We start from the raw sequence: 12,533 nt of genomic DNA, 5'->3' as shown, positions 1-12,533 counted from the left end.
CCGGGCGCTGCGCGGGCGGGGCCGGCGCGATGGGGATGCGACGACCGGGGCGGCCGGCGGCCCGCCGCGCTCCCGGCCGCGCCGCCTGGGTGCCGTGGCCGGTGCGGCACGCATCGACCTGCGCGGCCTGCGGCGCGATCCGATGCTGTTGGCGATGCTGCTGGGGCCGGCCGTGCTCGCCCTCGGGCTGCGCTGGGGCTATCCGCCGGTTCAGCGGTTGCTCGCCGACCGCCTCGGCCTGGACCCGGCGCCGTTGGGACCGGTGCTGCTGGCGGCGCTGGTCGTGCTGCACGTGCCGCTGATGCTGGGCGCCATCGGTTCGCTGCGCACCCTGGAGGAGGCCGACGACGGCACCCTGCTGGTCCTGCGCGCCTCGCCGCTGACTCCGGCGCGCTACCTCGGCTACCGGTTGACCGCCGTCGCCGCCGCAACGGGCCTCGGGCTGGCCGTTGCTGTGCCGGTGTCGGGCCTGGGTGTTCCCGGCGGGGCGCAGACGGCCGCCCTGGTGCCGGCGGTGGTGCTGGCCGCGGTGCAGGCACCGCTGCTGGTCCTGGCCGCGACCGCCTTTGCCGCCTCCAGGGTCGAGGCGCTGGTGGTGGTGAAAGTGGCCGGCGCGGTGCTGACCCTGCTGCCGGCCGCTGTGTGGTGGCTGCCCGAATGGGCGCGGTGGGCGCTTGCGCCGCTGCCGCCGTTCTGGCCGGTGGCGGTGCTGCCCGGCTACGCGGCGGTCCCGTGGGTGCCGGGGCTGGCAGCCGGGCTGGCGGTCACCGCGGTCGCGGGCGCCTGGTTCGCGCGGCGCACGCAGCTCCGGCTGGACTCCGGCGGTTGAGCCCGGCCGACCGCAGCCCCATCCGCGGGGGTGGTCCCGGCGACCCTGCGGTTATGCCGTGATCCAGGTCTGGAACACGGCGTAACCGCAGAGTCGTTGCCGTACCGCCATCGCGCTCACAGCTGGACGGCTCGCCACGGGTGCGGGCTGGAAAGGACCATCGTGCTGGATGGCCGGCCGTGTTCGGCGAGGCGGTCGATGACCTCCTCGAAGTGCGCCATCGACGCCACCGAGATCACCAGCACGCAGCAGGCGTCGCCCGTCACCCGGTGCAGTTGCAGGATCTCGGGCAGGTCCTGGGCCGCGGCGTCGCGCAGCAGGCACCCCGGGCCGAAGCACGCCATGCGTACCAGCGCGGTCACCGGCAGTCCGGCGGCGGCCGGATCGACGTGGGCGTGGTAGCCGGTGACCACCCCGGCCTCCTCCAACCGCCGCACGCGGTCGGCGACCGCGGGTGCGGAGAGGTTCACCCGGCGCGAGAGTTCGTTGAAGGAGAGCCGGGCATCGGCCTGCAACTCGGTGAGGATCCGCCGGTCGACCCCGTCCAGCATGCCGTTCACTCCTTGCCGTCCCGTCGCCGCTGTCCTGCCGTTCCCGGTCCCTGCTCACTTCCGCCCGCCGCCGCGCGTGTGCCCGCGCGTTCGGCCGGCCGTTTCGGGAACACTGGGTAATGCCGGGAACCCGCTGAGCAGCGCCCGGTGGCGCTGTGTGGTCGCCGAGTACACCACTGAACCACACCTTGTGATCCGAAACCGAAACGCCGGTATCTCTTTCCGGATGCTAAAGCACGGACACTGATCGGCATGCACCGCCCATTCAATCCGCGGTGCGCCTTGGCTCATGCTGAAGGCGGCGACCGGTGCGCGGCGGTCGGCGGATCCCGGCCGCCCGCCCGCGCTCCGGCGGCCGCGAACCGGCGGCCGAACAGGCGAACAGCCGAACAAGGGGGAGGCGATGGCGATGACCGCGTCCTATGACCACGGGTCCGCGGCAGCCCGCAACGGGGCAGCGGAGGCTGCGGAGAGCGGGGAGGCAGCCCAAGCCTGCCCGGTCCAGGGCACCGACCAGGCCGCCGCTTATACCGACTACCTGTACACCGACACGCTGCTGAGCCTGCAGCGCCCGCGCACCGGCGAGCCGGCCGAACTGTCCTTCATCATTTCCAGCCAGGTCATGGAACTGCTGTTCACCCTGATCCGCCACCATTGGGAGGCGGCCCGGGACGCATTGGAGGATGACGACCCCGCCGCGGCCGTAGCGGCGCTGCGCAGCGCCGCCGGCGCCCAGGACGTGCTCGTCGAGTCGTGGAGCATGCTGGCCACGCTGACCCCGGCCGAGTTCGCCCGGTTCCGCGACGAACTGGGTGCCGCCTCCGGGGTGCAGTCGGCCGCTTACCGGCGGCTGGAGTTCCTTGTGGGCAACAAGTCGGCGGCGATGGTGCGCCCGCACCGCGACCTGCCCGCCCGCGCCGGGCTGGAGCGCACGCTGGCCGAGCCCGGTGTTTACGACGCGGCGCTGCGGCTGCTGCGCCGCCGCGGCTACCCGGTCCCCGAGTCCGCCGCCGAACGCGACTGGCGCCGCCCCTACACGCCCGACCCCGATGTGGAGCGTGCCTGGGCCCGGGTCTACGCCGACGAGCGCCCGGACAACGAGCTGCTGCGGCTGGCCGAGGCGCTGATGGACACCGCCGAGCGCGTCACCCGCTGGCGGCAGCGGCACCTGACGGCCGTCAAACGCTCCATCGGCGCCAAACCGGGTACGGGGGGTTCCAGCGGTCTCGACTGGCTGGCGCGCAACGCCGAACAGGACGTCTTTCCGGAACTGTGGTCGCTGCGGACCGGAGTGTGAGGCGCGCGGAGTCCCCGTTGGTAATCGATCGGCAAACCGGGAAGGCTATCGCCATGGCATCCGTCACCCGCCCCGACTGCGTCCAGCGCGATGAAGCCGACCCGCTGGCCGGTTTCCGCGACGAGTTCCTGCTCCCTGCGGGCGTCATCTACCTCGACGGCAATTCGCTGGGTGCGCTGCCGGCGGCCACGCCCGAGCGGGTCGCCCGCACTGTCGAGCACGAATGGGGGCGGCGGCTCGTCGCCAGCTGGAACGAAGCAGGTTGGTGGGACATTCCGCGCACCCTGGGTGCCAAGCTGGCGCCGCTGGTGGGGGCGGCGCCGCACGAGGTGGTCGTGGGCGACGGCACTTCGGCCAACCTGTTCAAGGCACTGGTGGCGGCGCTGCGGCTGAATCCCGGGCGCCATGTGGTGCTGGGGGAGTCGGGCAACTTCCCCACCGACCTGTACATCGCCGAGGGCGCGACCGAGATCATGGGCGCTGAGGAGCGCCGGGTCGACCCGGACGACCGCGCGGCGCTGACCGCGGCGCTCGCGGCCGGAGACGTGGCGGTCGTGCTGCTCAGCCAGGTCGACTACCGCACCGGCACACTGCGCGACATGGCCGGCATCACCAGGCTGGCCCACGCCAACGGGGCACTCGCCGTGTGGGACCTGTGCCACAGTGCGGGCGCGCTGCCGATCGAGCTGGCGGCCTGCGGCGCGGACTTCGCGGTGGGCTGCACCTACAAGTACCTCAACGCCGGGCCGGGCGCCCCCTCCTTCAGCTTCGTGGCCGAACGCCACCAGGCGAGCGCGCGCCAGCCGCTGACCGGTTGGCACGGGCACGCCCGCCCCTTCGACTTCTCCGCCGGCTACGCGCCCGCCGAGGGGGCCAGCCGGTTCCTCAGCGGTTCGCAGCCGGTGGTGGCCTCGGCCGCGCTCGACGCGTCGCTGGACCTGTGGCAGCGCGTCGACCTGGACCTGCTGCGCGAGAAGAGTCTGGCGCTGACCGGGCTGTTCATCGAGTTGACCGAACCTGCGGGGCTGGAGCTGGTGACCCCGCGCGACGACGCGCGGCGCGGCAGCCAGGTCTCGCTGCGCCACCCGGACGGCTATCCGATGGTCCAGGCGCTGATCCAGCGCGGGATCGTCGGCGACTTCCGCGCCCCCGACGTGCTGCGGTTCGGGTTTGCCCCCCTTTACCTGCGTTATGCCGACGTGTTCGACGCGGCCGCGGCCCTGGTCGAGGTGGTCCGCAGCGGGGAGTGGCGTGACCCCCGCTTTGCCGTGACCCGGGTCGTGACCTGACCCACTCGGTTGCGCGCTCGCTCACCCTGCTCACCATGGCACCCGGCAAACTGTGTCGGGTGTCACTTTTTTCGGTGTTTAAAGTCCTGAATCCTGTGTTGTGCAGGGCTTCCTGATGCGTCCCACCGATCGGTGTACCGCCTCTGATCTGGGGTTTTGTCGTTTGCGTCCTGGCGTTTGACTTTTCCGTGGGCTACAGTCCTTCGTGATCGGTTCGTGACCTGGTCATTACCTTTCAGGTCTCCACCACCGATGCCGAGCCCCGGGATCTGACCCCGGGGAGGAGAGGCCCCCAAACCTCTTGCGGTCTGGGCCGCGCATCCAGCGCCTGCCCCGGTACGCCGTCCCCAACGGCGGCCAGCGACCCCCGCCCACTCCTGGCGATCCAGCCAGGGGGCACTTCAGGCACTTTCCCAAGACTCCGGCCACCCCTGCCCACCGGTGTGCCCCGGAGCTGGTCCCGCCTGCCTGAACGGCCTCGCTCGGCCCCGCTATGACGACTTGGGTAAAGCGATTCATGAGTAAAGATCCCATTCAGCACGGCAGCGTCACGTCCTCCTACTTCTGGGACGACGGTTCCGGCATCAACGGCGACACGGGTGCTCCCGCATCCGGCAAGCCCATGCAGGAAGGCATGGCGGCCAGCCCCAGTTGGCCGCTCGGTACCAAGGGGTACGTCGAGTACAACGGCAAGACGGAAGACTTCTTCATCGGCGACCGGGGTCCCGGCGACCCCGCCGAGGGCTGCAACATCCTTCTTGACCTCGACGGCAAGACGTTCGCCAACCTGGTCGGGGGAAGCTGGGACGACTCCAGCTACACGGTCTCCGGCGGCCAGGGCCACATCGACGTGGACTACTACATCACCGAGTGGGGCGACGGCGCGGGAACCGAAGGCGCACCGCGGCCGATGAGCGGCTCCGAGGTCTGCGACGACGAGGCCGTCAAGCCCATCCCGGAGTCCAAGAAGTCCGACGGCGACGAGCAGCAGCAGAAGGAGTCCGAGCAGGCCTCCTCCAAGCAGGCGAGCGAGGACGAAGGCCAGCAGGCCGAAGAGTCCGCGCAGGCCGAGAGCAAGGAGCAGTCCGCTGGCGGCTCCGGCTCCCAGCAGGCCGACAGCGGGTCCGAGGACTCCCAGGGCGCGGCCGCTTCCGGCGGCGACGGCGACGACGGCGGCTCCGGCAACGGGCTGACCGCGGAGACCGCGACCAACGACGTCTCCGGCATCTCGCTGGCAGGCAACGACCTGCCCCTGGCCGCCGGAGTGCTGACCCTGGCCATCGTGCCGGCGCTGCTGGTCGCCCTGTTCTTCGCCCGCCGCGGCCGCGCAGCCGAGTACGCCGGCGGCCACCGCGCCCAGCCGCTGCTGAGCGCCGCGGGCATGCGCGAGACCGTGCAGAACGTCCGCGAGCGCATCCCCGGCTCCTGGAGCGAGGCGAAGTCGACCGCGGGCTCCTACTGGACGCGCGTTGCCGACTCCGTGCGTGAGCGCAGGTCCGGCGGCCGCACCGGCGAGTAACACCGCCGTTGTGCCGGCCCCGCGCCGGCCGTGTGCCGAATGAGGCCGCGCCCCCGTCCTATGCGGCGGGGGCGCGGCCTTTTGCATGTTGGCCTTTACCGGCCGGCGGCCACCTGCTAGCGGCTACCGGCCACCGATCCCGGCTACCGGCCGCCCGTGCACGCACCGCGGCGCGTCACGTGTCGCCGATGAGCAGGGACGGCCGCTCCACATAGTCGGCGAGCAACCGCAGGAACCCGCCCGCCTGGGCGCCGTCGCACACCCGGTGGTCGAAAGCCAGCGTCAGCTCGGTGACCGGGCGCACGGCGAGTTCGGCACCCAGTACCCAGGGCCGGTTGATGATGCGGCCCATGCCGGCAATGGCCGATTCGGGGTGGTTGATGACCGCGGCCGCACCGTCGACACCGAACACCCCGTAGTTGTTCACGGTGAACGTGCCGCCGCTGAGCTGCTCCGGCGCCAGCCCGCCCGCGCGGGCCTGCTCGGTGAGAGCGGCGATCCGGGCCGCCAGTTGCCGCGTGGTCAGCCCTTCGGCGCCGTGGACCACCGGCACCACCAGCCCGCGCGGGGTCTGCGCGGCAAAGCCGAGGTTGACCCCGGCGGGCCGGATCAGTTCCGCACGCTCGGGGTCGAACCGGGAGTTCAGCTCCGGGAAGCGGGCGAGCCCGAGCACGCAGAAGCGGGCGAGCAGTGCCAGCAGGCTCACCGGGCGTTCGGGGTCGGCGCCGTTCAGCGCAGTACGCAGGTCCAGCAGCCCCGTGGCGTCGGCGTCGACCCACACCGTTGCCTCGGGGATTTCCCGCCGGGAACGGGCCATGCGCTGGGCCATCGCGCGGTGCGGGCCCGACAGCGCGATCCGCTCGGCGGCTGCGGGCGGCTCGCCGGACGGCCCGGCCTGCGGCGGGGCCGTGCCGCCGTCGGCCGCGCCGCCGACCACTGCGGCTCCGCGGGCGTGCGGCACGAGCCGGTTGGCCGGTGCGGGTGCTGCCAAGACGGCCGCCTCGACATCGCGCCGCAGCACCAGTCCGCCTTCGCCGCTTCCGGCAAGGGCCGCGGCGTCGATGCCGTGCTCGCGCGCGATGCGGCGCACCAGCGGCGAGATCACCGGCGAACGGTTTCCCACCGCAGCGGGGCGCGGAGGAGGCGCCGCCGACGCCATTGTCCGCGGCACCTCCCCCGCGGCGTCCCGCCGCCGGCGGGACGGGCCTTCGGCGCGGGTGCCGGAGCCCACGAGCACGGAGCCGGAACCGCCCGCACCGCCCGTGCCGTCAGGACCGCCCGCGCCGCCCGCGCCGGTATCACCGTCCGCACCGCCGTCACCGCGGCCCGGACCGGCCGCCGCCGCAGCAGCCGCAGCCTCCGGCGCGGGGTCCGGGGCGCCGTCGGCGGTCCGCACGCTGAGCAAGGGGGAACCCACCGCAACGGTCTCGCCGACGGCGCCGTGCAGCGCGGCCACGGTCCCGCCGAAGGGGCAGGGCACCTGCACGGCCGTTTTGGCGGTCTCGACCTCGGCCACCGGCTGGTCCACCGCCACCGGATCGCCCGCCTGGACCAGCCACGCCACGATTTCGGCGTCGGCCAGTCCTTCACCCAGGTCGGGCAGTAGGAAACTGCGCACCGGCGCCGCACTCGCATCGCTCATGTCCGCACCTCCGCCTGCGGCTCCGCCACCGGGCCTGCTACCCGGTCGGCGCCGGGCACCCACGCGGACTCCCACTGCAGCCGGTCGATCGCCGCGAGGAGGCGGTCGGCGTCGGGCAGGTGGTGCTCCTCCAGGTGCGGCGGCGGATAGGGGATGTCCAGACCGCACACCCGCAGCACCGGGGCCTCCAGGTGGTGGAAGCACTGCTCTGTCACCCGGGCGGCCACCTCGCCGCCGTAGCCGCCGAATCCGGGTGCCTCGTGCACGACGACCGCGCGTCCGGTGCGGCGCACCGAGGCGGTCACCGTCTCGTCGTCGAACGGGGAGAGGCTGCGCAGGTCGACCACCTCGGCTTCGCGTCCGTCCTCGGCCGCTGCCTCGGCGGCCAGCAGCGCGGTGGCGACCGCCGGACCGTAGGCGATGATCGTCAGGTCGCGGCCCGCGCGCCGCACCACCGCCCGGTCCATCGGCGCGGTGCGCACCGGAAGTTCCACGTCCTCGCCGGACCAGTAGCGGCGCTTGGGCTCCAGGAACACCACCGGGTCGGGCGACTCCACGGCTTCGCGCAGCATGGAGTAGCCGTCGGCCGGCGTGGCGGGGCTGACCACCCGCAGTCCCGGGGTGTGCGTGTAGTAGGCCTCGGACGAGTCGCCGTGGTGCTCGACGGCGCCGATCCCGCCGCCGTAGGGGATACGGATGACCAGCGGCAGCTCAACGCGTCCGCGCGTGCGGTTGCGCAGCTTGGCGACATGCGAGACGACCTGCTCGAACGCCGGATAGGCGAACGCGTCGAACTGCATCTCCACCACCGGGCGGCACCCGTACATCGCCATGCCCACCGCGGTGCCGACGATCCCGGCTTCGGCCAGCGGCGAGTCGAAGCAGCGGTCATCGCCGAACTCGGTGCTGAGGCCGTCGGTCACGCGGAAGACCCCGCCCAGCGGTCCCACGTCCTCGCCGTAGACCAGCACGTCGGGGTCTGCGGCGAGTGCGTCGTGCAGCGCCCTGTTCAGCGCTTGGCCCAGGGTGTGGTGCGCCATGTCAGCGGCCCCCGTTCCGGTCGCGGGCGCGCTGGGCATCGGCGGCCTCGCGCACAGCGGCGCGCTGGCGGCGCAGCGCCGCCGTGGGTTCGGCGTAGACGTTGGCGAACAGTTCGTCGCTGGAGCGCCGCGGCGGCTGGGCGTGGCGGGTGCGGACCGTTTCGGCAAGCTGCTCGGCGCGGGCGCCGAACTCGGCCATCGCGGCGTCGTCGACCACACCCTCGTGCCGCAGCAGCGCCTCCAACCTGGCCAGCGGGTCGCGGCTGCGCCAGTGCTCCACCTCCGCGTCGTCGCGGTAGCGCTGCGGGGAGTCGGAGTTGGTGTGGGGTTCCATGCGGTAGGTACGCGCCTCGATCAGGGCCGGGCCCCCGCCGGCGCGGGCCTCGGCCAGCGCCCGCGCGGTGACCGCGTGTACGGCCGCGGCGTCGTTGCCGTCGACGTGATAGCCGCGCATGCCGTAGCCCACGGCCTTGTGCGCCAGTGTCGGCGCCGCCGATTGCTTGTGCAGCGGCACGCTGATGGCCCACGCGTTGTTCTGGATCAGAAAGACGACCGGCGCGTTCCACACCGCGGCGAAGTTGTAGGCCTCGTGCGCGTCGCCTTCGCTGGTGGCGCCGTCGCCCATCAGCGCCAGCGCCGCGGTGTCGGCGCCCTTGCGGCGGGCGGCATAGGTCAGCCCGACCGCGTGCGAGGCGTTGGTGGCCAGCGGGGTGCACTGCGGTGCGCAGCGGTGGGCCCGGGGGTCGTAGCCGCAGTGCCAGTCGCCGCGCAGCAGGGTCAGCACCTCGGTGGGGTCCACGCCCCGGGTGACCAGCGAGACGCAGTCGCGGTAGGTGGGGAACAGCCAGTCGCGGTCGGCCAGCGCGAGTACGCCGCCGACCTGGCAGGCCTCCTGGCCGCGGCTGGAGGGGTAGACCGCCAGCCGGCCCTGTTTGGCCAGCGCGCCGGCTTGGGTGTCGAAGCGGCGGCCGATGACCATGGCGCGCAGCAGCGACACCAGTATGTCCGGTCCGGGCAGCTCGAAGCCGCCGCCGGCGGACTCCGCGGCCCGGCGGCCGTCGTGGTCGATGAGCCGGACGGGCTCCAACGAGGGCAGGGCGGGAGCCGCAACGGGTGGCGCGTCGCTGGTCGTCATGGTCCGAATATGCGGTTGATTACTGCATAATGTCCACAATGCGGCGCGAAATCTGGACGGATTGCTGCAAGGGCGGGGCGTATGCGCGGTTCCGTCTTGAAGTCCGGGTACCACACTCGTGTGAGGTGAGACACATGGCAGTCGCCCTGGACGACGTCGACCGCACCATCATCGGCCTGCTGCGGATGGACGGGCGCATGTCCATCCGCGCGGTGGCCGATCAGGCCCATATCTCCCGCGCCAACGCCTACGCCCGGCTCGACAAGCTGCGCGGGCAGGGGGTCATCCGCGGGTTCACCGCGGTGATCGACCACGAGAAGTACGGCATGGGACTGGCCGCCTATGTCTCGGTGCGCATTGAACAGCACTCCTGGGAGCGTTTCCGCGACTACCTGCGCGACATCCCCGAAGTCGACCACGCCGCACTGGTCTCGGGCGACGTCGACCTGCTGCTGCTGGTACGCGTGGCCGACGCGGCGGCGCTGCGCACCTTCGTGCTGGAGCGCCTCCAACGCATCCCGGAGGTCCGCAGTACCCAGACCATGTTCATCCTGGATGAGCCGGCCCTGCGCGGCACCTGAGGGCCCGAGCCCCGAGGGCCCGGGCCCCGATACGCCTTACGCGCGGTCGAGCGCGAAGATCTGCACCGGCCACTTGCCTGGATTGCCCCAGAACCGGACCACCAGGCGGCCGTCGTTGCGGAAGATGTCGGCCTTTTGGTGCTTGCCGCAGCCCGCGCCGCCGGCGATCGAGACCTTGACGCCGCCGCTTCCCCTGTTGCTGGTGCCGAACACCTGGAAGTTCCACGTGCAGAGGTTGTCGCCGGTCGTCAGGGCGGCGGTGCGGCCGCCCGCCTCGACGGTCATGGCGAAGTCGCGCGCCTTCCCGTTGGGGAAGGTGCCGCGGCTCACCCAGTGTCCCGCGAGCGGCCGGGTGAACGCCGGGCCGTCGCCGGACTGCTGCCCGGACGGGCCGGTGCTCGGCGTACCGGGCGAAGCCGAAGGTGAGGGCGAGGAAGACGTCTCGATCTCGGCTTGCGCGGAGTTCGCCGACGGGCTCGGCCGCTGGGTCGGTGACCGGCCGGGGCCGGGCGAGGCCGGCATCGGCGATCCCGCAGCCGCCGGGGAGCCGGCGGGTGCAACACTGTCGGCTGCGGGCGGGCCGCCGGAACCGAGCGACGCCCAGACCGCATAGCCGCCCGCCCCGATGGCCAGGAACAGTACGAGGGCGGCGCCGATCACGGCCAGGCGCTTGCCGCCCGAGCCTTTCCGCTCGCCGCCGGAGTCCTGCGGATCCCTGCCACTCACCGTCCCGTCCGAGCCCTCTTGCGCGCCGTAACCGTCCGCTGCGACCGGGGTGCGCCCGCTCGCGGCGCTGTGCGGGACCTGCGCGGCCGGATCCGCCGACTCGGCGGATCCGCGGCGCCCCAACAGCGTCATCAGCAAGTCGGCCGAGGTCGGGCGGGCCGCCGGGTCCTTCGCCAGGCATTGGGCGATGACCGCGCGCCAGGGCGCCTCGATTCCCGTCAGATCCGGCTCATCCGCCATGACCTTGTTGATCACTGCGGGGATGTTGCTTCCGGTGAACGGCGTGCGCCCCGTTGCCGCGAAGGTCATGACCGCGCCCCAGGAGAAGACGTCGGCGGCCGGGGTCGCCGGTTCGCCGCTGATCTGCTCGGGTGCCATGTAGCCGGGGGTGCCGAAGACCGACTGCGTCTGGGCGCCCGTCACATCGGAGGCGGCGGCCACGCCGAAGTCGATGACGCGCGGGCCTTGGGCGGCCAGCAGCACGTTGGCGGGTTTGAAGTCGCGGTGCACGATGCCCGCCTCGTGCACGGCCACCAGCGCGGTCGCGGTGGCCACGGCCAGCCGCTGCAGTTCGGTTCCCGAGTGCGGGCCGTGCTGTTCGACCTCTTCCTTGAGGGAGTGGCCGTCGACGTACTCGCTGACGATGTAGGGCTGTTCGACGTCGAAGGACGCGTCGAGTACCTGGGCGGTGCAGAACGATGCAACGCGCTGGGCCGCTGCGGCTTCGCGCTTGAACCGCCTGCGGAAACCGGGGTCGGTGGCCAGATCGGCGTTGAGCACTTTGATCGCGGCTTGGCCGCCGTCGGGTGCGGTGCCGAGGTAGACCACGCCTTGCCCGCCTTGGCCGAGCCGGCCGGTCAGCTCGTAACCGGCGAGACTTTCCGGATCCCCTGCTTGCAGTCGCCGGCTTCCCGGCATCCATGCCCCCTTTGGTGCACCGAATCCTGCCACTGCGTCGGCAAGTGGCAGTGAGCGGTTGAGTGCGGCCGCCCGGTGCGGTCCTGCGCCGCCGCCGGTGGTGCGCGCCCCCGCGACATGCGGGAGGGGCGGTGTGCCGGGCGATGCGGCCACGAAGCTGTCGCTGGCATAGAACTCCGGAAGGGGTGCCGGGGTTCCGGGAATCGCGCGGGCGTTATGCGATTGATGCCGGATTTGCCGTTATATCCGGGGTCGCCGCGGGGCAGGGCGGAGGGGGTCCAGGCCGGTGGTCACGATGCCGTCAGGGGCGGTCCAGCCAGAAGAAGTGCGACTTGAAGTTGCCCTCCTCGCCCCAGAGCATGACCACCAGTCGGCCGCCGTCGATCCAGAAGCCGCCGCCCTTATGCGGGCCGCAGCCGGCGCCGGTGGTCATCGAGCCGTCGAAACCGCCCTTGTTGTTGGTCCGGAACAGCTTGAACCGCCACGTGCACGCGTTGTCGGAGGTGGTGAGCGCCGCGGTCTGGCTGCCCTGCCGGATCACCACGGAATAGCCGCGGTCGGTCTGGTTGGGGAAGGTTCCCCGGCCCACCCAGCGTCCGGCGAACTTCTGGGAGAAGACCACCTTGTCGGTGCCGGACTGCTCGCCGCCACCGCTCTGGCTCGGTTGCTGGCTGGGCGGCCGGGGCGACTGCGAGGGTTCGACCTCCAGCTTGTCCTGGGCCCCGGCGGTGCCGGCCGGGTTCGACGGAGTGCCCGTTCCCGGGCTGGGCGAGCCGGGCCCCGAGGGCGGTGCGGCGGGTGCCACGGCCGAGGGATCGACGTCGCCGCCCGCCGCCGGCGGCGTGTCGGAGCTGCGCGCCGCCCAGACGGCATAACCGCCGGCGCCGACCACCAGCAGCAGCGCGAGCGCCGAACCGAGCACGGCCAGGCGCCTGCGTGCCGAACGCCCACCGCGGCGCCCGCCATCCGCGGCGCTGACCCCGCTCCGGCCGCCGTCCGGCGCGGC

The 12,533-nt window shown here is 72.6% G+C and carries 9 protein-coding genes and 2 pseudogenes; 5 read left to right on the top strand and 6 right to left on the bottom strand.

The annotated features are described in order from the left end of the window. Positions 1–829, top strand: a pseudogene (locus ACYVD5_RS10475) (hypothetical protein); the annotation flags it as partial. Positions 830–945: 116 nt separating this feature from the next. Here ACYVD5_RS10475 and ACYVD5_RS10470 read toward each other — a convergent pair. After that, positions 946–1,380 carry an Lrp/AsnC family transcriptional regulator gene (locus ACYVD5_RS10470; RefSeq protein WP_461000772.1) on the bottom strand — a complete coding sequence of 145 codons (435 nt, stop codon included), beginning with the start codon at positions 1,378–1,380 and terminating at the stop codon, positions 946–948. Positions 1,381–1,783: 403 nt separating this feature from the next. Between ACYVD5_RS10470 and ACYVD5_RS10465 the strand changes: the two genes are divergently transcribed. From ACYVD5_RS10465 to ACYVD5_RS10455, 3 genes are all read left to right on the top strand, one after another. Continuing rightward, on the top strand, positions 1,784–2,677 hold the full coding sequence (locus ACYVD5_RS10465) for a tryptophan 2,3-dioxygenase (RefSeq protein WP_461000771.1): 894 nt from the start codon (positions 1,784–1,786) through the stop codon (positions 2,675–2,677). A gap of 53 nt (positions 2,678–2,730) precedes the next feature. Next, the gene (gene kynU / locus ACYVD5_RS10460; protein WP_461000770.1) at positions 2,731–3,966 is read left to right on the top strand and encodes a kynureninase; all 1,236 of its coding nucleotides are present in this window, start codon (positions 2,731–2,733) and stop codon (positions 3,964–3,966) included. A 517-nt stretch (positions 3,967–4,483) separates the two neighbouring features. Continuing rightward, the gene (locus ACYVD5_RS10455; protein ID WP_461000769.1) at positions 4,484–5,485 is read left to right on the top strand and encodes a hypothetical protein; all 1,002 of its coding nucleotides are present in this window, start codon (positions 4,484–4,486) and stop codon (positions 5,483–5,485) included. A 175-nt stretch (positions 5,486–5,660) separates the two neighbouring features. Here the strand turns inward: ACYVD5_RS10455 and ACYVD5_RS10450 are convergent, their stop codons facing one another. From ACYVD5_RS10450 to ACYVD5_RS10440, 3 genes are read right to left on the bottom strand one after another with little or no spacing between them, the layout of a single operon-like run. Further along, positions 5,661–7,127, bottom strand: a complete 1,467-nt coding sequence (locus tag ACYVD5_RS10450; RefSeq protein WP_461000768.1) for a dihydrolipoamide acetyltransferase family protein — start codon at positions 7,125–7,127, stop codon at positions 5,661–5,663. Next, a complete protein-coding gene (locus ACYVD5_RS10445) occupies positions 7,124–8,167 on the bottom strand; it encodes an alpha-ketoacid dehydrogenase subunit beta (protein ID WP_461000767.1) in 1,044 nt (347 codons plus the stop codon). The genes ACYVD5_RS10450 and ACYVD5_RS10445 overlap by 4 nt, the downstream gene beginning before the upstream one ends. Position 8,168: 1 nt before the next feature. Next, positions 8,169–9,302, bottom strand: coding sequence for a thiamine pyrophosphate-dependent enzyme (locus tag ACYVD5_RS10440; protein WP_461000766.1), 1,134 nt, complete (start codon positions 9,300–9,302; stop codon positions 8,169–8,171). Between the two features lie 134 nt (positions 9,303–9,436). Between ACYVD5_RS10440 and ACYVD5_RS10435 the strand changes: the two genes are divergently transcribed. Continuing rightward, a complete protein-coding gene (locus ACYVD5_RS10435; protein ID WP_461000765.1) occupies positions 9,437–9,883 on the top strand; it encodes an Lrp/AsnC family transcriptional regulator in 447 nt (148 codons plus the stop codon). Positions 9,884–9,919: 36 nt separating this feature from the next. Here ACYVD5_RS10435 and ACYVD5_RS10430 read toward each other — a convergent pair whose 3' ends face one another. Continuing rightward, positions 9,920–11,527 carry a serine/threonine-protein kinase gene (locus ACYVD5_RS10430; RefSeq protein WP_461000764.1) on the bottom strand — a complete coding sequence of 536 codons (1,608 nt, stop codon included), beginning with the start codon at positions 11,525–11,527 and terminating at the stop codon, positions 9,920–9,922. Positions 11,528–11,828: 301 nt separating this feature from the next. Continuing rightward, positions 11,829–12,533, bottom strand: a pseudogene (locus ACYVD5_RS10425) (hypothetical protein); the annotation flags it as partial.

The sequence above is a fragment of the Streptomonospora sediminis genome (genome assembly GCF_054778995.1).
The sequence above is the reverse complement of the archived record's forward strand: the minus strand, read 5'-3'. Positions and strand labels throughout refer to the sequence as shown.

Excerpts from the sequence above, each read along its gene's own strand:
- ACYVD5_RS10470 (WP_461000772.1), bottom strand. The coding sequence starts at position 1,380 with ATGCTGGACGGGGTCGACCGGCGGATCCTCACCGAGTTGCAGGCCGAT.
- ACYVD5_RS10450 (WP_461000768.1), bottom strand. The coding sequence starts at position 7,127 with ATGAGCGATGCGAGTGCGGCGCCGGTGCGCAGTTTCCTACTGCCCGAC.
- ACYVD5_RS10435 (WP_461000765.1), top strand. The coding sequence starts at position 9,437 with ATGGCAGTCGCCCTGGACGACGTCGACCGCACCATCATCGGCCTGCTG.
- ACYVD5_RS10465 (WP_461000771.1), top strand. The coding sequence starts at position 1,784 with ATGGCGATGACCGCGTCCTATGACCACGGGTCCGCGGCAGCCCGCAAC.
- ACYVD5_RS10455 (WP_461000769.1), top strand. The coding sequence starts at position 4,484 with ATGAGTAAAGATCCCATTCAGCACGGCAGCGTCACGTCCTCCTACTTC.
- ACYVD5_RS10430 (WP_461000764.1), bottom strand. The coding sequence starts at position 11,527 with ATGCCGGGAAGCCGGCGACTGCAAGCAGGGGATCCGGAAAGTCTCGCC.
- kynU (WP_461000770.1), top strand. The coding sequence starts at position 2,731 with ATGGCATCCGTCACCCGCCCCGACTGCGTCCAGCGCGATGAAGCCGAC.
- ACYVD5_RS10445 (WP_461000767.1), bottom strand. The coding sequence starts at position 8,167 with ATGGCGCACCACACCCTGGGCCAAGCGCTGAACAGGGCGCTGCACGAC.
- ACYVD5_RS10440 (WP_461000766.1), bottom strand. The coding sequence starts at position 9,302 with ATGACGACCAGCGACGCGCCACCCGTTGCGGCTCCCGCCCTGCCCTCG.